Origin of the sequence: Microbacterium sp. Bi98 (genome assembly GCF_918698045.1) — a bacterium.
GTDB lineage: Bacteria > Actinomycetota > Actinomycetes > Actinomycetales > Microbacteriaceae > Microbacterium.
Genome location: NZ_CAKKLK010000009.1, coordinates 98,099 through 118,308, shown reverse-complemented (window position 1 = coordinate 118,308; position 20,210 = coordinate 98,099). Strand labels below are relative to the sequence as shown.

At 68.3% G+C, this 20,210-nt stretch carries 19 protein-coding genes; 10 read left to right on the top strand and 9 right to left on the bottom strand.

All coding sequences use genetic code 11. The features are described from left to right. Window positions 1-205: 205 nt before the first annotated feature. On the top strand, window positions 206-1,054 hold the full coding sequence (locus LQZ85_RS13885; protein ID WP_056277363.1) for a DUF559 domain-containing protein: 849 nt from the start codon (window positions 206-208) through the stop codon (window positions 1,052-1,054). A 124-nt stretch (window positions 1,055-1,178) separates the two neighbouring features. On the opposite strand, the gene LQZ85_RS13880 is transcribed toward LQZ85_RS13885, so the two are convergent. The 7 genes from LQZ85_RS13880 to LQZ85_RS13850 all read right to left on the bottom strand — a co-directional run bounded on the left by LQZ85_RS13880 (window position 1,179) and on the right by LQZ85_RS13850 (window position 11,014). Then, window positions 1,179-2,993: an ABC transporter ATP-binding protein gene (locus tag LQZ85_RS13880; protein WP_053099015.1), complete on the bottom strand. Its 1,815-nt coding sequence runs from the start codon at window positions 2,991-2,993 to the stop codon at window positions 1,179-1,181. Then, window positions 2,990-4,921 (bottom strand): ABC transporter ATP-binding protein, encoded by a 1,932-nt coding sequence (locus LQZ85_RS13875; protein ID WP_053099014.1) that lies wholly within the window; start codon window positions 4,919-4,921, stop codon window positions 2,990-2,992. The genes LQZ85_RS13880 and LQZ85_RS13875 overlap by 4 nt, the downstream gene beginning before the upstream one ends. A 271-nt stretch (window positions 4,922-5,192) precedes the next feature. Next, window positions 5,193-5,690, bottom strand: a complete 498-nt coding sequence (locus tag LQZ85_RS13870; protein ID WP_056277359.1) for a methylated-DNA--[protein]-cysteine S-methyltransferase — start codon at window positions 5,688-5,690, stop codon at window positions 5,193-5,195. Continuing rightward, window positions 5,687-7,186 carry an AlkA N-terminal domain-containing protein gene (locus tag LQZ85_RS13865; RefSeq protein WP_056277357.1) on the bottom strand — a complete coding sequence of 500 codons (1,500 nt, stop codon included), beginning with the start codon at window positions 7,184-7,186 and terminating at the stop codon, window positions 5,687-5,689. Before LQZ85_RS13865 ends, LQZ85_RS13870 begins: the two co-directional genes overlap by 4 nt. A gap of 154 nt (window positions 7,187-7,340) precedes the next feature. Next, window positions 7,341-8,948, bottom strand: a complete 1,608-nt coding sequence (gene purH / locus LQZ85_RS13860; RefSeq protein WP_053099011.1) for a bifunctional phosphoribosylaminoimidazolecarboxamide formyltransferase/IMP cyclohydrolase — start codon at window positions 8,946-8,948, stop codon at window positions 7,341-7,343. A 40-nt stretch (window positions 8,949-8,988) separates the two neighbouring features. Continuing rightward, window positions 8,989-9,576 carry a phosphoribosylglycinamide formyltransferase gene (gene purN / locus LQZ85_RS13855; protein WP_056277354.1) on the bottom strand — a complete coding sequence of 196 codons (588 nt, stop codon included), beginning with the start codon at window positions 9,574-9,576 and terminating at the stop codon, window positions 8,989-8,991. A gap of 43 nt (window positions 9,577-9,619) precedes the next feature. Next, window positions 9,620-11,014 carry a DUF6350 family protein gene (locus tag LQZ85_RS13850; protein ID WP_053099009.1) on the bottom strand — a complete coding sequence of 465 codons (1,395 nt, stop codon included), beginning with the start codon at window positions 11,012-11,014 and terminating at the stop codon, window positions 9,620-9,622. Window positions 11,015-11,105: 91 nt separating this feature from the next. Here LQZ85_RS13850 and LQZ85_RS13845 point away from each other — a divergent pair, with 91 nt between their 5' ends. Continuing rightward, window positions 11,106-12,563 carry an NCS2 family permease gene (locus LQZ85_RS13845; RefSeq protein WP_053099008.1) on the top strand — a complete coding sequence of 486 codons (1,458 nt, stop codon included), beginning with the start codon at window positions 11,106-11,108 and terminating at the stop codon, window positions 12,561-12,563. A gap of 138 nt (window positions 12,564-12,701) precedes the next feature. Here the strand turns inward: LQZ85_RS13845 and sucD are convergent, their stop codons facing one another. Together sucD and sucC are read right to left on the bottom strand one after the other, a co-directional pair. After that, window positions 12,702-13,604, bottom strand: a complete 903-nt coding sequence (gene sucD, locus LQZ85_RS13840; RefSeq protein WP_056277351.1) for a succinate--CoA ligase subunit alpha — start codon at window positions 13,602-13,604, stop codon at window positions 12,702-12,704. Between the two features lie 27 nt (window positions 13,605-13,631). Beyond that, window positions 13,632-14,798 (bottom strand): ADP-forming succinate--CoA ligase subunit beta, encoded by a 1,167-nt coding sequence (sucC, locus tag LQZ85_RS13835; RefSeq protein ID WP_053099006.1) that lies wholly within the window; start codon window positions 14,796-14,798, stop codon window positions 13,632-13,634. 164 nt (window positions 14,799-14,962) lie between these two features. Between sucC and LQZ85_RS13830 the strand changes: the two genes are divergently transcribed. From LQZ85_RS13830 to LQZ85_RS13795, 8 genes are all read left to right on the top strand, one after another. Next, the gene (locus tag LQZ85_RS13830) at window positions 14,963-15,376 is read left to right on the top strand and encodes a YbaB/EbfC family nucleoid-associated protein (protein WP_056277348.1); all 414 of its coding nucleotides are present in this window, start codon (window positions 14,963-14,965) and stop codon (window positions 15,374-15,376) included. Continuing rightward, the gene (locus tag LQZ85_RS13825; RefSeq protein WP_053099004.1) at window positions 15,376-15,705 is read left to right on the top strand and encodes a type VII secretion target; all 330 of its coding nucleotides are present in this window, start codon (window positions 15,376-15,378) and stop codon (window positions 15,703-15,705) included. The genes LQZ85_RS13830 and LQZ85_RS13825 overlap by 1 nt, the downstream gene beginning before the upstream one ends. Continuing rightward, window positions 15,702-17,162, top strand: coding sequence for a glycohydrolase toxin TNT-related protein (locus LQZ85_RS13820; protein WP_056277346.1), 1,461 nt, complete (start codon window positions 15,702-15,704; stop codon window positions 17,160-17,162). The genes LQZ85_RS13825 and LQZ85_RS13820 overlap by 4 nt, the downstream gene beginning before the upstream one ends. After that, complete coding sequence (locus tag LQZ85_RS13815) at window positions 17,159-17,443, top strand: hypothetical protein (RefSeq protein ID WP_056277343.1); 285 nt, start codon at window positions 17,159-17,161, stop codon at window positions 17,441-17,443. Before LQZ85_RS13820 ends, LQZ85_RS13815 begins: the two co-directional genes overlap by 4 nt. Then, the gene (locus LQZ85_RS13810) at window positions 17,440-17,883 is read left to right on the top strand and encodes a glycohydrolase toxin TNT-related protein (RefSeq protein ID WP_056277340.1); all 444 of its coding nucleotides are present in this window, start codon (window positions 17,440-17,442) and stop codon (window positions 17,881-17,883) included. Before LQZ85_RS13815 ends, LQZ85_RS13810 begins: the two co-directional genes overlap by 4 nt. Beyond that, window positions 17,880-18,140: a hypothetical protein gene (locus LQZ85_RS13805; protein WP_056277336.1), complete on the top strand. Its 261-nt coding sequence runs from the start codon at window positions 17,880-17,882 to the stop codon at window positions 18,138-18,140. Before LQZ85_RS13810 ends, LQZ85_RS13805 begins: the two co-directional genes overlap by 4 nt. A gap of 90 nt (window positions 18,141-18,230) precedes the next feature. Further along, on the top strand, window positions 18,231-18,893 hold the full coding sequence (locus tag LQZ85_RS13800; RefSeq protein WP_056277333.1) for a TetR family transcriptional regulator: 663 nt from the start codon (window positions 18,231-18,233) through the stop codon (window positions 18,891-18,893). A 75-nt stretch (window positions 18,894-18,968) separates the two neighbouring features. Further along, entirely contained in the window at window positions 18,969-20,204 is a 1,236-nt protein-coding gene (locus LQZ85_RS13795; RefSeq protein WP_053098998.1) for an acyl-CoA dehydrogenase family protein, read from the top strand. The last annotated feature ends 6 nt before the right edge of the window (window positions 20,205-20,210 follow it).

Here is a 20,210-nt window from a genome sequence, read left to right as displayed (position 1 = left end):
CCTCCTCCCTCGTGTCCCCCTCCCCACATCTGCGGCTTTGGTCACCTTCTGCGGCCAGGGCCGAAGCTCACGGCCGCAGAAGCTCACCCGAGCCGCCGAAGTGGAGGGCGTGACTGCCCCTCCACATCCCGCTTCGGCAGTCGGTTCTCCTCAGGATGCGGGTAGCCGGCTTTCGAGGAGGTGGGCGGGGCGGCATCCTGAGGCGATGGACCTGAGGGAATGGCTCACTGCGCGAGGCGGCATCGCCCACCGATCGGACGCTGCCGAACACGGCTTCGCCCCGAGACAGGTTCGTGGGGCGATCCGCTCCGGAGCAGTGCGCCGCCTGCGCGCTCAGTGGGTGGCCCTGGCATCGGCTCCCGACGACCTGGTGGCGGCTGCCGCGGCATCCGCGCGGCTGACCTGCGTGTCGCTCGCACGTCGTCGCGGGTGGTGGGTGCCGGATCGAGCGCCGGGGGGTCTGCACCTGCAGGTCGGGCCCAATGCGCACCGCCACCGAGATGACGCGACCCTGCATTGGGGCGCGCCGCTCGTCGACTGCGGCCCGCGGCGACTCACGGCGTCCGTCGAAGACGCTTTGGCGCACATCGCCGGCTGCTGCCTCCACGAGGACGCACGGGTGATCTGGGAGTCGGCCGTCCGCATCGAGCGGCTCGACGTCGAAGCTCTTCGACTGGTGGAATGGCGTGAGCCGCGGTCGCGCGCACTGGCCAAGGAGGTCATCGGACTGTCGGACTCCGGCCTGGAGACGATGGTGGTCGTACGGCTCAGTGGTTGGGGTGTGCCCCTGCGCCAGCAGGTCCGGCTCGCGGGTCGCCGGGTCGACATCGTGATCGGCTCACACCTGGTCGTGCAGATCGACGGATACGCACATCACTCCTCGTCGGCGCAGCGGGGATCCGATGTCGCCCATGATGCCGAGCTGCGCCTGCGCGGGTACACCGTGTTGCGCCTGTCCTATGCGCAGATCGTGCACGGGTGGGAAGACGTCGAGCGCACTCTGCAGGCCGCGATCGCGCGGGGGCTGCATCTTCCACCCCGTCAGCGCCGATGATGGCCAACGGTTCTGCGGCCACAGTGACCTTCTGCGGCCACGACTTCTCGTCGTGGCCGCAGAAGTGCGCCCTGGCCGCAGAAGACGCGGAGGGCGACAGCAGTCGCGCTTGCTCAGGCGACGGTCACACCAGCGTCTGCTGCCAGGCGGCGTGCAACTGAGCGAACTTGCCCGTGCCGCTGATGAGGGTCTCCGGGGTGTCGTCCTCGATGATCTTGCCGTGCTCCATCACGAGCACCCGGTCGGCGATCGCGACCGTCGACAGCCGGTGCGCGATGATGATCGCCGTGCGGTCCTTGAGAAGCGTCTGCAGCGCATCCTGGATCAGACGTTCCGAGGGGATGTCGAGCGACGCGGTCGCCTCGTCGAGGATCAGCACCGCAGGGTCCGCGAGGAATGCCCGCGCGAACGAGATCAGCTGACGCTGCCCCGCCGACACCCGGCCACCCCGCTTGTTGACATCGGTGCCGTATCCGTCGGGCAGCGACGAGATGAACTCGTCTGCCCCGACCGCGCGGGCAGCCGCACGGATCTCATCCAGCGAGGCATCGGGCTTTCCGAGAGCGATGTTGTCGGCGACCGTGCCGCTGAACAGGTAGGCCTCCTGCGTGACCATCACGATGGCGCGACGCAGGTCCTTCGGATGCAGGCTGCGCAGGTCGACTCCATCGAGCGTGACCGTGCCGATCGACGGGTCGTAGAACCGGGAGATCAGCTTCGCCAGAGTGGACTTGCCCGCGCCCGTGGTACCCACCAGCGCGATCGTCTGCCCGGCAGGGATGTCGAGCGAGAAGTTCGGCAGGATGGTCTTCTCGCCGTTGTATCCGAACGTGACCTCGTCGAACCGCACGTGTCCGCGCGACTCCCACAGGTCGACCGGCTTCTCGGGATCCGGAACCGTCGGCACCTCTTCGAGCACTCCGGACACCTTCTCGAGGGCCGCGGTGGCGGACTGGTAGGAGTTCAGGAACATCGCGATCTCCTGCATCGGCGCGAAGAAGTTGCGCACGTACAGCACGGCCGACAGCAGCACGCCGACGGTGAGGGTCTCGTTCGAGACCCTGATGCCGCCCCACAGCACGACGATTCCGAGCACGAGCGCCGCGACGCCCATCAGGCCGGGCTCGAACGTGCCGAACAGCAGCATCGAGCGTCGGTTGACGTCCCGGTAGTCGCCGGCGATCTTCTGGAAGGTCACGTCGTTGCGAGGCTCCTTGCGGAAGGCCTTGACGGCACGGATGCCGGTCATGGTCTCGACGAACTGCACGATGACCTTCGCGCTGATGACGCGCGACTCACGGTAGACGAGCTGCGAGCGCGAGTAGAACCAGCGCATCAGGAAGAACAGGGGTACGCCGCCGATCGCGAGGATGAGCCCGGACTGCCAGTCCCACACGCACAGCGCGATGAAGGTGAACAGGCCGAACAGCACGCCGGAGACGAGCTCGTTCAGCCCGCCGTCGAGCAGCTCCTTGATCGAGTCGAGGTCGCTCGTCTGACGCGAGATGATGCGACCGGACGTGTAGGACTCATGGAATTCCAGGCTGAGGCGCTGGGTGTGCAGGAAGATCCGCTTGCGGAGGTCGAGCAGCACTGCCTGCGTGAGCTTGGCCGCGATGATCACGTACCAGGCGATCATCGCCGCCGCGACGGCGCCGGCGAGAAGGTAGATCCCGCCGATCATGAAGGTCGGCATCCAATCGGCGCGCTCGAGCACAGCGGGCAGGGCACGGTCGAGACCGATGCTGATGAGGATCGGTCCCGCGACCTGGAGCGCCGTCGAGATGACGAGAACGATGGCCGCCAGAGTGATCTGCGGCTTCAGCGGACGCACGAGCGATCCCAGCAGTCGGAGCGACCGGCGACGGATGGCCCGGCTCTCCTCCTTGGTGTAGCTGGAGCGGTCTTCGTCCTGGGTTCCGGTGATCGCGGAGCTCATCGCTGCACCTCCTTCTCGGTGATGATGTCTTCGTCGGCGGCGTCCTGGCGGATCCCGTCCTGCACGACGGCGTCGATCTCGTCTTCCTCATCGCGGATGATCGGGATCGCGCCGGTGCGCGCCGCCTCCTCAGCCTCAAGGCTGGAGATGACGTGGCGGTAGTGACGACTCGTCTTCAGCAGCTCGCTGTGCGTCCCGACGGCGGTGACTCGGCCCGATTCGAGCAGCGCGACCCGGTCGGCCAGAGCCACGGTCGAGGGCCTGTGCGCCACGATCATGGCGGTCGTATCGGCCAGCACGTGCCGCAGCGCCTCTTCGACGAGAGCCTCGGTGTCGACGTCGAGCGCCGACAACGGGTCATCGAGCACGAGCACCTTCGGCTTGGCGGCGACCGCCCTGGCCAGTGCGAGACGCTGACGCTGTCCGCCGGACAGGCTCAACCCTTCCTCGCCGATGACGGTCTCGACCCCCTCGGGGAGCGAGTCCACGAAAGAGGCCTGTGCCACGTCGAGCGCTTCGCGCAGCACTCGTTCGGCCTCGTCGCTGTGCACGTCGAGATCGGCCCGACCGAGCAGGACGTTCTCGCGCACGGTGGCCGAGAACAGCGTGGCGTCCTCGAACGCCATCGCGATGTGCTGACGCAGCTCGGCGAGCGGCAGGTCGCGCACGTCGACGCCGTCGAGCGTCACGCGCCCGCCGGTGACGTCGTAGAGGCGCGTGGGCAGGGTGGTCAGGGTGGTCTTGCCGCTGCCGGTCAGCCCCACGAGCGCCATGGTCTCGCCCGGGCGCAGCACGAGATCGATGCCGTCGAGCAGATCGCGCTCGTTCGCGCCCGCGTCCTGGTACCGGAAGTGCGCCTTGTCGAATGCGAGCTCGCCACGGGGTTCCGCGATGTGCACGGGGTTCTCGGGGTCGGTGATGCTGTTCGTCTCGGAGTAGATGTCGAACACGCGATCGGTCGCCGTGCGGGCGTCGAGCATGAACGAGAACAGGAACCCGATCGATTCGATCGGCCAGCGCAGCACGACGGCCATGGCGAAGAACGCGAACAGCTGAGCCTCGTCGATCTGTCCCTGCGAGATCAGCCAGATGCCGGACATCAAGCTCAGCCCGAACGCGATCTGCGGCATGAGATCGAGCCAGAACCAGATCGACGCGATCGCGCCGGCCTTGCTCATCTCGGTCTCACGCAGCGTCTCGGCCTGGCGGCTGAAGCGGCTCAGAGCGTGCTTGCCCCGACCGAACGCCTTGAGCACGCGGATGCCGTGCACGCTCTCCTCGACGCTGGTGGCGAGGTCGCCGGCCTGGTCCTGGCTGCGGCGAGTGAGCGCGCCGTAGCGCTTCTCGAAGAGGTAGCCGCGGATCCAGAGCGGAATGGCGGTGACGATGAAGATCACTCCCAGCAGCCAGTGCCAGCGGAACAGGAGCACGGATCCGATGATGATGGTCAGGACGTTGACCACCAGCAGGACGAGGCCGAAGGCCAGCCACCGGCGGATCAGGCCGATGTCCTGCATCATCCGGCTCAGCAGCTGCCCCGACTGCCAGCGGTCATGGAAGGAGACCGGCAGCGTCTGCAGGCGCGAGTAGAGCTCGGTGCGCATCTTGTACTCGACCTGTGTTGCGGGGTTGAGCACGAACTGGCGGCGCAGCCAGACCATGAGCGCCTCACCCAGCGCGAGGCCGAAGACCGCGAGCGCACCCCAGGCGATCGCATCGATCGCGCCCGTCCGCACAGGACCGCGGATGATCTGCTCGAGGACGATGGGAATCATCAGTGCGATGATCGCGGCGACGAGCGCGCTCGCGGCGCCTCCCGCGAGCCGCCAGATGACGGGCTTGACGAAAGGCTTCAGGCGCCACAGTGCGGCCGGTGTGGAAAGGGAGGAGGAAGGGGAGGCGTTCTGCGATGAAGGCGAGGAAGACATGTCTCTCAGACGAGTTTCGTATGGGGAAGCGGTTGCTGAAGGCGGCAGACGCAGCGAAGGACTCTCGGAGTCCGGCATCCGGTGGTCGTGCGTGTCGGAAAGTGGCTCTAGCGGAGCGGGCGCACCGGGGTCGAGCCGAGAGCGGCGATCTGCACAGCGGCGATCGATGTCATGGTGTCCTCCTCAGGGGCTCGGCTATGTCGTCCCGGTCGGTGCGACAGCCCACCAGCCTATTCCTGTGAACAAGCTGAGCACAAGAGAGATTCCCGATTCATGCCCGCGCGGCTTCTCGCTCCAGCAGGCTCGCCTTGACGTCGAGACCCCAGGCGAACCCGCCGAGGGTGCCATCCGATCGCAGCACACGGTGGCACGGCACGAACAGCGCGGGGGCGTTGCGGGCGCAGATCGATGCCGCGGCGCGCACCGCACGGGGGTTGCCGAGCCGCGCTGCGAACGAGGTGTAGGTCAGCGGCTCCCCCGGCTCGATCGACCTCAGCGCCGACCATCCGGTGAGCTGGAGCGCCGTGCCCGTCTGCTTCACGGCGACCGCGTCGATCGCCGAGAGGTCCCCGGCATAGAACGAGAGCGCAGCGGCAGCCGCATCCGTCTCGCCCTCGCGCACCTCCGTCGGCCGCACCGGGACGGCGAGCCGTGCGAGGATCGTCGCCTGGTCGGCCGTCCATCCAGAGGCGAGCACCCGCTGACGGTCGTCGGCGAGGATGGTGAACGGTCCGTCGAGCGTCTCGACGGTCTGGATGATGGCGTTCATGAGGTCTCCTTCACAAGGGCGGTGGTCTGTCTCGCGCTCGGCCGTCGAACCGGACGTGCGGGCGCTGCTCGCCAGAGGTGAGCACTGAGATAACTGCGCCACGGGGCAGCCCGCTCGGCCCACGCGACCAGCGGCAGCGGATCCGCCGGCAGTCCGGACGCGGCGGCCCCCGCACGAAGTGCTACGTCGCCGGGGAGCAGCACGTCGGGGTCGCCCAGCACCCGCATCCGCACGTAGTCGGCCGTCCAGGGGCCGATGCCGGGCATCGCGAGCAGGGCAGCGCGCTGCTCGACTCCGTCGTCGCCGACCGTGAGAGCGAGGCTGCCGTCGGCGAGGGCCGTGGCTGCGCCGACGATCGCCCTGATGCGGGCGGCCGGTCCGCGCAGCACCGAGGCCCCGTGCTCGGCGATCGCCGCCATCGTCGGGAAGAGCAGCCCCTGCTCCGTGCGCTCCCCCAGCGCGTCGGCGAGCGCGGTGAGGGCAGTGCGCGCGGCGACGACGGTGATCTGCTGACCGACCATGGCACGGATCAGCATCTCGTGCGGATCCGCCGAGCCCGGCACGCGGATGCCCGGAGTGCGCGCGACCAGCGGAGCGATCTCGGGGTGGGCGCTCAGCGCCTCGTCGACCGCGAGAGGGTCGGCGTCGAGGTCGAAGATCCGTCGCACGGTCGACACCAGCGGAGCGAGGTCGCCGAGCTGAGCGACGCGCGCCCGAAGGTGCAGTCGCTGCGTCGAGTCCTGATGCACTTCGAACCACGCGGGCCCGCCCGCCATACGCAGGTGCCGAGAGAAAGATGTCGTCGCGGCCTCTTCGACCCCCGATACCGCACGCGCAGCCATCCACTGGAAGATTCCGGACGCATCGAGCGGCCCGCGGTACGGGAGGACGAGGTCGATCGCACCGGGAGCCGCGGACGCCGGGGTCTTCCGTCGAGCCCGGAGCTCGCCCGGAGTCAGAGTGAACACCTCGCGGATCGTGTCGTTGCACTGCCGAATGCTCGCGAAACCGGCCGAGAAAGCCACATCCGAGATCTGCATGTCCGTGCCCACCAACAGCATGCGCGCCGTGTGCGCGCGATGCGCCCGCGCGAGGGCGAGCGGACCTGCCCCCAGCTCGGTCGAGAGCAGTCGGGTCAGGTGCCGTGTCGAATAGCCGAGACGCACGGCGAGGCCCGACACTCCCTCGCGCTCGACGACGCCCGAGGCGATGAGACGCATCGCCCGCGCCGCGACGTCACTGCGCAGGTCCCACGCAGGCGAGCCCGGGGCAGCTTCGGGCAGACAGCGCTTGCACGCCCGGAAGCCCGCCTCGTGCGCCGCTGCGCTGGTGGGATAGAAGGTGACGTTCTGCGGCTTGGGCGTGCGCGCGGGGCAGCTCGGACGGCAGTAGATCCCGGTAGAGCGCACGGCGGTCACGAACTGCCCGTCGAAGCGGGTGTCGCGCGCGCTGATCGCACGGTATCGCTCATCGAAGTCGGTCACGGGGAAGCTCATGCCTCCACTCTGCCACCGCCCTCCGACATCGACTGGCGGAAATCGGACATCACGGTGGACATCGGGATCGGCCGCATCATCCGACGACGAGACCCCTCGCACCTGCATCGGCGCGAGGGGTCTCGGATGTGCCTGGGCCTCAGGGCCGCCGCACTCAGTGGAAGAAGTGACGCTCCCCGGTGAAGAACATCGTGACGCCGGCCTTGCGTGCGGCGTCGACGACCTCTTCATCGCGCACCGAGCCACCGGGCTGCACGATCGCGGTGACGCCCGCGTCGATGAGCACCTGTGCACCGTCGGCGAACGGGAAGAAGGCATCGGAGGCAGCGACAGAACCGGCTGCACGATCACCGGCTCGCTCGACCGCGAGGCGGCACGAGTCGACACGGTTGACCTGACCCATGCCGACGCCGACCGTGGCGTTGTCCTTCGCGAGCACGATCGCGTTCGACTTGACGGCGCGGCACGCCTTCCACGCGAAGATGAGGTTCTCCATCTCCTCGTCGCTGGGGCGCTCGCCCGAGACGAGCTCCCAGTTCTTGGCGACCGAGACGATGTCGTCGGGGAAGCGATCGGCATCCTGCAGCAGAAGTCCGCCCGAGACGAGGCGCACATCCATGCGCTCCTGCTGCCAGTCCTCCGGCAGCTGCAGCAGACGCAGGTTCTTCTTCGCCTTGAACACCTCGAGGGCTGCGGGTTCGAACGACGGCGCGACGATGACCTCGGTGAAGATGTCCTTCAGATTCTCGGCCATCTTGAGGGTGACGGTGCCGTTCGCGGCGATCACTCCCCCGTACGCCGACACCGGATCGCACTCGTGGGCGCGGATGTGCGCGCTCGCGATCGGGTCGAGGGCGTTCGGGGCGGTCGTGGCGATGCCGCACGGGTTCGCGTGCTTGATGATCGCGACGGCCGGCTTCACCATGTCGTAGGCGGCGCGCAGCGCGGCATCCGCGTCGACGTAGTTGTTGTACGACATCTCCTTGCCCTGCAGCTGCGTCGCCTGGGCGATGCCGTGGCCGCCGACACGGGTGTAGATCGCGCCGCGCTGGTGCGAGTTCTCGCCGTAGCGCAGCGTCGCCAGCAGCTCGGCCTGGATCGTGAGGTGCGTCGGCAGGTCCTCGCCCTCGCCGAGCGTGCCCTCCGCGAACCATGAGGCCACCGCGGTGTCGTAGGCGGCGGTGTGGGCGAAGGCGCGGGCCGCGAGCTCGCGGCGCTGGGTCAGCGTGGTGCCGCCGTTCTCGATGGCGCTGATGATGCCCGGGTACGACTGCGGCGAGACGACGATCGCGACGTTCGCGTGGTTCTTGGCCGCGGCGCGCACCATGGCGGGGCCGCCGATGTCGATCTGCTCGACCACGTCGTCGCCCTCAGCACCGGAGGCGACCGTCTCGACGAAGGGATACAGGTTCACGACGACGAGCTCGAACGGCGCGATGTCGAGATCCGCGAGCTGACGTTCGTGATCCTCGAGGCGCAGGTCCGCGAGCAGACCGCCGTGGATCTTCGGGTGCAGCGTCTTCACGCGGCCGTCGAGCATCTCGGCGACTCCCGTGACGGCGGCGACGTCGGTGACCTCGAAGCCCGCCTCGCGGATCGTGGAGGCCGTCGAGCCGGTCGAGACGATCTGCACGCCCGCGCCGGCGAGAGCGGCGGCGAGATCGAGCAGACCGGACTTGTCGCTCACCGAGACGAGTGCGCGGCGAACCGGGACGGTGTCGCGATCGCGGTACAGCGAGTGGTCGTGGCGGGGGCCGGCCATGATGGGCTCCTTCGTGCGAGGGGGGCGTGCGTGGATCGGTTCAGGATGCTGAGGTCAGCGAGAGCTCACCGGTCGCGATGCGGCGCACCACGTCGATGAGAAGTCGGCGCTCGACGGGCTTGATGCGCTCGTGGAGGCTGTGCTCGGTGTCACCGGCGACGACCGGCACGCGCTCCTGCGCGAGGATCGGGCCGGTGTCGACGCCGTCGTCGACGACGATCACGCTCGCGCCGGTCTCCGAGACGCCCGCGGCGAGCGCGTCGCGCACTCCGTGTGCGCCGGGGAACTCGGGCAGGTATGCGGGATGCGTGTTGATCAGTCGTGGCGAGAGGTCGGCGACGAGGGCGGCAGGAAGCAGACGCATCAGGCCGCTGAGCACGACGAGATCTGCGTTCCAGACGGCGAGCTGGCGGCCGAGCTCCTCGCCCCAGGCTTCGCGCGATTCGTGCTCGTGCCACGGAACCGTGAAGCTCGGGATGCCGAACTCCTCGGCGTGGGCCAGGCCATCGGCTTCGCGGTCGGCGCCGACGACCACCACCCGCGCAGGGAAATCGGGGTGGCGAGCAGCCTCGAGGAGGGCGCGAAGGTTCGAGCCGGTGCCCGAGATGAGAACGGCGACCGTGAGCACGCGCCCAGTCTACCGGGGCCGATGGGAGGCCCCGAGCCGCATGTCAGCCGACGGGATCGCGCGGATCGCGCCGCGGGAGCCGGAATCCGCCCGCGTCATCCAGCGGCGCCGTGTCATAGGTCGACGGTCCGTCCGGCCAGCCGACCGTTCCGTCGCTGGGATCCGTGCGTGCGTTCGACACCGCATCGGATGCCGTCATCTCGGCGACCCAGCGGTCGGTGCGCTCTTCCGCGAGCTCATCGCGATTGCGGGGCGACAGGAGCAGGATCGCTGCGCCGAGCAGGACCTCTCCTCCCAGCGCGAGAGCGAACGGCAGCGGGGCAGGGCCGGCTTCGGAGAGCCGCCCCGGCCCCATCGACCCTCCGGCGAACAGGGCGGCGATCGCGGCGACAGCGGCGGTCAGCACGCCGATCCCGATGGCGATCGTCGCACGGGGGGCGAGGCCGAGCGGCGTGCCCTCCCAGACGAGGCGGGACCGGACCGCCCAGCCGGCGAAGGCACCGGCGCCGATCGGGAGGATGATGACGATGAGCATCCAGATCGACGTGCTCTCGGGAAGCAGCCCCAGCACGGGGATTCCGGGGACCACGCCGAGCTGGGTGCCCGCCGGGGACACCGCTGTGCCGACCCCCACGGCGAATCCGGGTCCGGCGAGCCAAGACGCCGCCCAGACGAGGATGGTGGGCAGATAGGCGAGATGCCCGAGAGTGATGACTCCGGCGCCGAGCGCATCGACCCGCGCCGCCTGGAAGAGAGCCACCATCTCGCCGCCTCGTGCCGCCGTGAGCACGGCGACAGCCACTGCGGAGACCGCGGTGGTCCCCACGACGGCGAAGGCCGCTCCGCGCACGGCCGCACTCGGAACCGGCCCCCAATCGCCCCACGAGTCGACGACGTCGTGGATCCGGTCGAGGAAGCCGCCGTCACCGTCCTCCCAGGCGATGCGGACGGCACCGCACACGGCGCCCACGAGATAGACGGCTGTCGGAAGCAGGATCGCCTCGACGACGGGCGTCTCGACGGCTCCGAGATGGGCGGTCAGTGCGACTCCGGTCGCGATCGCCGCGAACGTGAGGGAGCCGGAGAGCGAGCCGAGGAGCCAGGCCCCCGCGCGCGCGGCGCGGGTGCCGGAGCGGGCTGCGAAGAGCAGCGTGAAGATCAGGAACGCGAGCGGTGTCACCGAGAGCGTGAAGGCGGCGGCCGCCGGTGCGATGCCCGTCGTGCGGAGCACCTCGGTCGATACGTCGATGCTCAGCGGCACGCCGTGGCCGAACTGCCACAGGGTGCCGGTGAGCGGCCAGAGCGCTCCCCAGTCGGCCGTGACGCCGAACGAGAGCGTCCAGAGCAGGGTGAGCGGCGCCAGCAGGACCACGAGACCGACCGCCGCAGCGATTGCGGCATCGAAGGCGGCGAGGAGCGCGACGAGGAGGCGTTGCATATCGAATCGAGACTACGACGAGAACCCTGTCGTCGCCTGTGGGCGCGCGCGACTCGGGCGACACGATATCGTCTCCAGCGGAGGTTTCCCGATGACAACTGCCCCGTCCCCCACCCGCTCAGAGGCCCAACCCAAGAACGCCCTCGACCGCTTCTTCGAGATCAGCAAGCGCGGATCCACGATCGGCACCGAGATCCGAGGGGGCCTGGTGACCTTCGTCACGATGGCCTACATCGTGATCCTCAACCCGATCATCCTGTCCGGCTCGGCCGACGTCGCCGGCGACACGCTCGATTTCAGCGCCGTCGGCGCCGCCACCGCGTTGACCGCCGGCATCATGACGATCCTGTTCGGTCTCATCACCCGCCTGCCGTTCGGCTTCGCCGCCGGCCTCGGCATCAACGCCTTCGTGGCGTTCTCGGTCGTCGGTCAGGTCACCTGGCCCGAGGCGATGGCTCTCGTGATGATCAACGGTCTCGTCATCGTGCTTCTCGCGGCGACCGGCCTGCGCAAGATGATCTTCGACGCGGTCCCGTTCCAGCTGAAGATCGCGATCACGGTCGGAATCGGCCTGTTCATCGCCTTCATCGGGTTCGTGAACTCCGGCTTCGTCACCGCGACCGGCAGCGCATCTCCGCCGGTCGGTCTCGGCGTCGGCGGATCGGTCGCGACCGTGCCCACCGTGCTGTTCATCGTCACGCTCATCGTCACCGGCATCCTGGTCGCGCGCAAGGTCAAGGGCGGGCTGCTCATCGGCCTCGTCACCGGCACCGTCCTCGCGGTGATCGTCGAGGCGATCTGGCATCTCGGAGCCGCATCCGACGACAACGCGGGCGGCTGGGGGCTCACGGTTCCGACTCTCACGGGATCGCCGTTCGGTCTGCCCGACCTGAGCCTGGTCGGCGCGGTCGACTTCAGCTTCGACTTCAGCAAGGTGAGCCTCGTCGCGATCGTGATGATCGTCTTCACCCTCGTCTTCTCGAACTTCTTCGACGCCATGGGCACCATGACCGGTCTCGCCAAGGAGGCCGACCTCGCGAACGAGAACGGCGACTTCCCGCGCATCAAGTCGGCGCTGGTCGTCGAAGGTGTCGGCGCGATCGTCGGTGGTGGTACGTCCTCGTCGTCGAGCACCGTGTTCATCGAGTCCGGAGCGGGTATCGGCGAGGGTGCGCGCACCGGATTCGCCAACCTGATCACGGGTGGCATGTTCCTGCTCGCGATGTTCCTCACGCCGCTCACCTCGATCGTCCCGACCGAGATCGCGGCCGCCGCGCTCGTGATCGTCGGCGCGATGATGATGGCGCAGATCAAGTACATCGACCTCACGGAGTTCGACGTGCTGCTGCCCGTGTTCCTGACCGTGACCGTGATGCCGCTGACCTACTCGATCGCCAACGGAATCGGCGCCGGCTTCGTCAGTTGGGTGCTCATCCAGGCGTTCTCCGGCAAGGCCCGCAAGATCAGCCCGCTGCTGTGGATCGTCGCCGTCGGCTTCGTGATCTTCTTCGCCCGAGGTCCCATCGAGGCGCTCTTCGGCGTCGCCTGAGCGACGACGAACAACACGAAGGGCGGATGCTGCGGCATCCGCCCTTCGTCGTCCCTACGCACCTGGCGTGTCGAAAGCGTCCGGGCATAGAAGAAGGCCCCGGAGTGGAGTCCAGGGCCTTCTCCTACAGTCTAGCGCTTAGAGCGACTCGACGATCTCACGCATGAGTGCGGCCGTCTCGGACGGCGTCTTGCCGACCTTGACCCCGGCGGCCTCGAGGGCCTCCTTCTTCGCCTGGGCGGTACCCGCGGAGCCCGACACGATCGCGCCGGCGTGGCCCATGGTCTTGCCCTCGGGAGCCGTGAAGCCCGCGACGTAGCCGACGACCGGCTTGGTGACGTGCGCCTTGATGTAGTCGGCCGCGCGCTCTTCGGCGTCGCCGCCGATCTCGCCGATCATCACGATCGCCTTGGTCTCGGGGTCGGCCTCGAACGCGGCGAGCGCGTCGATGTGCGTCGTGCCGATGACGGGGTCGCCGCCGATGCCGATGGCCGTCGAGAAGCCCAGGTCGCGCAGCTCGAACATCATCTGGTACGTCAGGGTGCCCGACTTCGACACGAGCCCGATCGGTCCCTTTCCGGTGATGTTCGCCGGCGTGATGCCGACGAGCGCCTCACCGGGGGTGATGATCCCGGGGCAGTTCGGTCCGATGATGCGAGTCGTGTTGCCCTTGCTCTGGGCGTACGCCCAGGCCTCTGCCGAGTCGCCGACGGGGACACCCTCGGTGATCACGACGAGCAGCGGGATCTCGGCATCGATGGCCTCGATCATCGCGTCCTTGGTGAAGGCGCCGGGCACGAAGGCGATCGACACATCTGCGCCGGTCTCCTTCATGGCCTCGGCGACCGAGCCGAAGACGGGGAGCTCGACGGCGTTGCCGTCCTTGTCGGTGTGCGCGACCGTGGTGCCGGCCTTGCGTGCGTTCACGCCGCCGACGACCTGGGTGCCGGCCTTCAGCATGAGCGCCGTGTGCTTGGTGCCCTCGCCGCCGGTGATGCCCTGGACGATGACCTTGGAATCCTTGTTGAGGTAGATCGACATTTCTCTAGTCCTTGTGTCTCTCTGCGATCAGGCGTTGGCGAGTTCGGCGGCCTTGTCGGCGCCTTCGTCCATGGTGCTGGCGAGCGTGACGAGCGGGTGCGCGTACTCGGCGAGGATCGCACGACCCTCGTCGACGCGGTTGCCGTCGAGGCGCACGACCAGCGGCTTGGACGCCGTGGAGCCGAGCGTCTCGAGTGCGCCCTTGATGCCGTTGGCGACGGCGTCGCACGCCGTGATGCCGCCGAAGACATTGACGAACACGCTCTTGACCTGCGGGTCGCCCAGGATGACGTCGAGGCCTGCGGCCATGACCTCTGCCGAGGCGCCGCCGCCGATGTCGAGGAAGTTCGCGGGCTTGACGCCGTTGTGGTTCTCGCCGGCGTAGGCGACCACGTCGAGCGTCGACATGACGAGACCTGCGCCGTTGCCGATGATGCCGACCTCGCCGTCGAGCTTGACGTAGTTCAGACCGCTCTTCTTGGCCTTCGCCTCGAGCGGGTCCGCTGCGTCCTTGTCCTCGAGCGCCTCGTGCTCGGGGTGGCGGATCTCGGAGGCGTTGTCGTCGAGCGTGACCTTGCCGTCGAGGGCGATGATGTCGCCCTCTTCGGTGCGGACCAGCGGGTTGACCTCGACGAGAGTCGCGTCCTCGCCCTTGTAGACGTCGAAGAGCTTGACGAACACGTCGGAGACCTTCTCGATGAGGTCCTCCGGGAAGTTGGCGGCGCGAGCGATCTCGACGGCCTTCTCCTTGTCGATGCCGGTCAGCGGGTTGACCTCGACGCGCGCGAGCGCCTCGGGACGCTCGACCGCGAGCTCCTCGATCTCCATGCCGCCCTCGACCGAGCAGAGGCTCAGGTACGAGCGGTTGGCACGGTCGAGCAGCACGGAGAAGTAGAACTCCTCAGCGATGCGGGCACCCTGCGCGACCATGACGCGCTTGACGATGTGGCCCTTGATGTCGAGACCGAGGATGGCCTTGGCCGCCTCGTACGCCTCGTCGGGGGTCTTGGCGACCTTGACGCCGCCGGCCTTGCCACGACCACCGGTCTTGACCTGGGCCTTGACGACGACGACGCCGCCGATCTTCTCAGCGGCTGCCTTCACCTCCTCAGGGGTGTCGGCGACGATGCCGGCGAGGACCGGCACTCCGTACTTCTCGAAAACGTCTCGTGCCTGGTACTCGTACAGATCCACTGTGCTTCCTTCACTGGGCTGCGGCCTGGAATTCTCTCGATGTCGAGACATCGATCAATCCCCCAGCCTACTACCGCCGCCTGAGCGCCCCTACGTCCGCAGAGCGCGGGCGACGAGCCGATGTCGTCCGGTAGCATTCTTGTGCGTTGAATCAGGGGGAGACAATGACGGACACGTTCGACTGGTCGGATCCGATCGCCACACGGGCCCGCATCGAGCAGCAGGTCAGAGACGCAGAGCGCCGCGCGGCACAGGCCGAGCAGGTGCGCGACGACATCGCTGCCGTGCGTGAGCGGGCGACGTCGCCTGGCCGTGATGTCGCGGTCACGGTGGATTCCTCCGGTCGGCTCGCCGAGGTCACGCTCACGGATGCCGCATACGACCGATCCCCCGCAGCCCTGGGCGCTCTGATCGTCTCCCTCGCCGGAGATGCGCAGCGTGCGGCCGGCGCGAAGGCCGTCGAGATCGCCGCCGAGGCGTTCGGCGCGGACGACGCAGCCGTCGAGCACCTGCGTGAAGAGATCGCTCAGCTCCCCGACCCGAGTCAGGACGGCCAGCCACGGATCGAGTACCGCTGATGGCGGAGCTGATCGCGGTAGACACCGAGACGGTGCGCAGGCACGCGCAGCGCGTCGGCCAGATCGCGTCGGATGTCAGGCTCGCCGAGAACGCCGCCGGGTCGATGAACGTCGGCGGCGGGGCGTTCGGGGTGATGTGCGCATTCCTGGTTCCGCCTGCGCAACTCGTCTCGTCGATCGCCATCGGCGCGATCTCCGCCGCGGCGACCATGCTCGAGCAGTCCGAGGAACAGCTCAAAGGTCTCGCCGATGACTTCGATGAGGGCGAGCAGCGACAGCTCGACACGATCAGCGGTCTGATGGCATCGGTCGAGGGCGGCGTCCGATGACGCCGCCGAACCCGCTGGTGGCCGGACCGATCGATCCGACGACGCCGTTCAGCGGCGCAGGGCTGCTCGAGGACGGCTATGAGCTCGTCAACGCCATCGAGAGCGGAGACTGGGTGGCCGGAGGCCTCGCATCGTTCTCCGCCCTGGCGAACACCGTCGCGACGGCGATGGATCCGCTCGGATCGCTGATCGCGGCGGGTCTGGGCTGGCTCATGGACCATCTCGAGCCGCTCAAAGGCTGGCTCAACGACCTGACCGGCGACGCAGGTGAAGTCGCCGGATTCGCCGCGACGTGGGGCAACATCGCCCAGCATCTGCAGCAGGCGGGCGAGACCCTCGATTCCCGACTCGCCGACGTGAGCTCGATGTCGGGCGAGGCGATCGCCGCGTACCTCCGACTCCAGGCGGACGTCGCCGCTCATATCTCCGCCGCGGGCGCGTGGGCGGGCGGCATGAAGACCGGCATGGAAGCGGCATCCATGCTCGTCCAGGTCGTCCATGAGCTCGTGCGCGACACGCTCTCGCAGCTCGTGGGCTCGCTGATCTCCTATGCGAGCACGCTGGTGATCTCACTCGGCACTGCAACCCCGTACGTCATCGCGCAGGCGACGAGCCGGGTCTCGGCGATGACCGCCCGGATCTCCGGCACGGTGCTCAAGCTCGTCGACGCCGTCACGGCTCTCGCCAAGCACCTGGACGAACTCAAGGCGCTCTTCCAGCGCCTCGGAGACCTCTTCTCGCGCGGACCGGGCGGCGGAAACGCTCCCTCCGGCCCCGGAGCACCGCACAGCCCGAACGGCACGCCTCCCCACACCCCGCCCGACGGCACGACGCCGGACGGGCCCACCTCGCCCGGTCCCAGCGTGCGCGACCAGAGCATGCTCACCGACGAGCAGCTCCAGACATATCTCGAGCGCAACTACCCGCAGTACGCCGACGACTTCGCGGACACCGGCACGCTCCCCCCCGACGTGCAGATCCCCAAGGGGCCTGAGGTCCTTCAGCCGGATGGGAGCATCGACTGGAGCCAGGTGCCCGGCGGCGGGTACGTCCTGGATGCCAACGACAATCCGATCCGACAGCCGCACACGCCGCAGCCCGGTGACGTGCTCGACCGCTACGGTCCCCCCGACGGTCGATACACCTCACCGGTGCCGGATGACGGGCCGTACACGTACGACCAGCGTTCCCTGCCCTACGTCGAGAATCCCGCGCATTACCACCGCTACGAGGTCGTCGGCGATCTGTCCGATCTGCGTGGTGCGTTCGACAGCGCCCCTCAGCACGTCAAGGACGAACTCCTGGCGGGCGGTCTCAAGCCCGAATACCTCGGTTCACAGGGGTACCAGGGAGACATCGCGCCCGGATTCGGCTCGCCGGGTGGCGGCTCCCAGGTGCAGCTTCCGCTCACCGCCGAGCAGCTCATCGCGCTGGGCCTGCTTAAGGAGATCCCATGACGAACCTCACCGCCGCCGACGCACAGCGCATCATCCAGGACGAACAGCTCACCGCCACCGCGAACTGGTTCGGGCGAACCGGCCGTCGCGAACGGTCGGCATGGATCGATCGCGACGGCGATGAGTGGATCGTGTGGGACACCGACGAGCGCGGCGACCGGTTCTTCGGCCCGTCGCGCTTCTCCTCCGAAGCCGAGGCGCTCGACCAGTTCCTGCGGATGGCACGGTCGCACAAGGCAGCGGATTCCACCGCTGTGCGCCGGATCGGGGACTCCGCATGACCGAGCTCTGGATCGGCCCCGACGGCCGCGCCCTCACTCGCGAGCCCGTGCCGGCCGGCGCGGAGGTCTGGGACATGTACGGCCCCGTGAACACCCGCTACGTCTACCTCGTCGAGAACGGGCAGCCCGCTGCGTATCCTGAGCGCTCGCTCCCCTGGGTCGAGAATCCGTCGGCGTACCACCAGTTCATCGTCATCGGCGATTGCGTACACGTCCGTGCCGCATACGAGCGATCCGGCGATGCCGCGCTTCGCCGCGACCTGGATGATCTCGTGGACATCGGCTACTACCGCTGGGACGAGCCCATCTACAGCGGCAGGGTGGCTCCCGCATTCGGCGAACCCGGCGGCGCCACCCAGCTCGTGCTGCCCCTGCCGCTCTCGTTCTATCTGCGACTCGGACTCGTGCGCGAACTGAGCGTCCCTGGAGGACTGGCATGAACCGTGACACCGTGCTCGCCGACCTCCGCGCACGCGGCCATGCCGGGTACTCGCTCTTCGAGGACCCGCGCGGCAAGCCGAACGTCATCGTCCTGACCTTCGGCAGGAACGGTTTCCAGACCTGGATCCAAGACGAACGCGCACAACCCATCGCCGGTTCGCTCCGCGCCTTCGACGAGGAATCCGAAGCCCTCGCCGACTTCACCCACCGGGTGGAGATCTGGAACCGCGTCAGCGGCGTCCGTCCGACGGCATAGACGGCCACGCCTCCGTCCGGTCGCCACGGCCTCACGCCCTGTGGCGACCCCCATGATCGTCGACGACATCGACAGGTCTAGGCTCGTTCCATGCACGAATCCGCAGAACTGCGCACCGGCGTCGTGGCCGCTGCACTCGAGCTCTTCGCGTCACAGGGCTTCGACCAGACCTCCGTCGAGCAGATCGCGAAGGCCGCAGGCGTCTCACGCTCGACCTTCTTCCGCCAGTTCGGCGGCAAAGAGGATGTGGTCTTCGCGGACCATGAGGTGCTGCTCGACCAGTTGCGGGCCTTCCTCGCGGAAGGGCATGACGACCCCTGGCGTGCGGTCTGTGCGGCATCCGAGTCGGTCTTCGCCCACTTCGCGCACGATCCCGAACTCGCGCGTCGCCGCTATCAGATCGTCCGCCAGGTGCCGGTGCTCCGTGAGCGCGAGATCATCACGGTGTTCCGCTACGAGCGGCTGTTCGACGACTATCTGCGCAGCTCGCTCCCCGGGATCGATCCTCTCGATGCCGTCGGGTTCTCCGCCCTCGTCACCGCCGTGCACAACCATGTGCTGCGGCAGCTGCTGCGCGGCAAGAAGAAGGTGCCGCTCTCGACGCTGCAGACGGCGCTCGCCGACGTCCGCCGCCGCTACGGGGTGCCTTCCGACGCGGTCTCCGAGGCTCCGGATGACGTGGTCGTCGCCGTGTTCCCTCGCTCGATGCCGATCGCCGAGGTCACCCGGCGCCTGCGCTCTCAACTCGACTGAACCGAGACTCACTCCACCGGAGTCGTGAAACCGAGTTTCAGAGCGTACGATACTTGGTGTCACGAAGGAGTCACCATGAGCACCGCAGCCTCTCCCCTGCCCGGCGAGCGCGTCTCGTCGTACGACATCACCGGGCGACAGGACAGCGATTACTACGCCGTCTTCGCCGACATCCCCGACGCCGACCGGTCGGCCTGGGATCGCGCCAAGGCCTACATCGACGAGGTCGGGCCTCAGATGGCGGACGCCTGGGATCGCGCGGAGTATCCACTCGAGGCCGCGCGCCGAATGGGCGAGATGGATCTCGTCGTCGATGGCATCGAGCATCCTGCCCTCACCCGGCTCTCTCCCCTCGCTGCCGGGCTCGTGAACATGGAGATCTCGCGCGGCGACGGGTCGCTCGGCACCGTGCTCGCCGTCCAAGGCGGGCTCGCGCTGCGCACCCTGGCGCTCTTCGGATCCCCCGCTCAGCAGGAGAAGTGGCTCACGGCTCTGGCCGACGGCTCGGTCTTCGGATCCTTCGCCCTCACCGAGCCCGACCACGGGTCTGATTCGGTATCGCTGGAGACCGTGGCCCGCCGCGACGGCGACGAGTGGGTCATCCGCGGCGCGAAGAAGTGGATCGGCAACGGCGCCTCGGGCGGCATCACTTTCGTCTGGGCCCGCGTCGACGACGAGACGGCGCCCGAACACGGTGCGGTCCGGTGCTTCCTCGTCGAACAGGACACCCCCGGATACTCAGGGACGCCGATCCGCGGCAAGGCCTCGCTTCGGGCGATCCACCAGGCTCACATCGTGCTCGACGACGTCCGGGTGCCGCTCGACTCCGTGCTCCCTGGCACCAAGAGCTTCAAGGACGCGTCGGTCGTCCTCTACGCCACCCGCTCAGGGGTCGCGTGGTCGGCCCTCGGCCACGCGACGGCCTGCTACGAGGCGGCGCTGGCCTACTCGACCCAGCGCATCCAGTTCGGCAAGCCGCTCGCCAAGTTCCAGATGGTGCAGGAGCGCCTCACGCACATGCTCGAGGACCTCACGGCCATGCAGCTGTACTGCCGTCGCCTCGCAGACCTCGAGACCGCGGGTGAGCTTCGCCCCACGCAGGCCTCGCTGGCGAAGTTCCACAACACGCGAGCAGCTCGACGCGTGGCATCCGTCGCCCGTGACCTCCTCGGCGGCAACGGCATCCTGCTCGAGAACGGTGTGATGCAGCACATGGCCGACATCGAGGCGATCCACACCTATGAGGGCACCGAGAGCGTGCAGGCGCTGCTGCTCGGGCGCGACATCACGGGGATGAGCGCCTTCACCTGAGCGCTC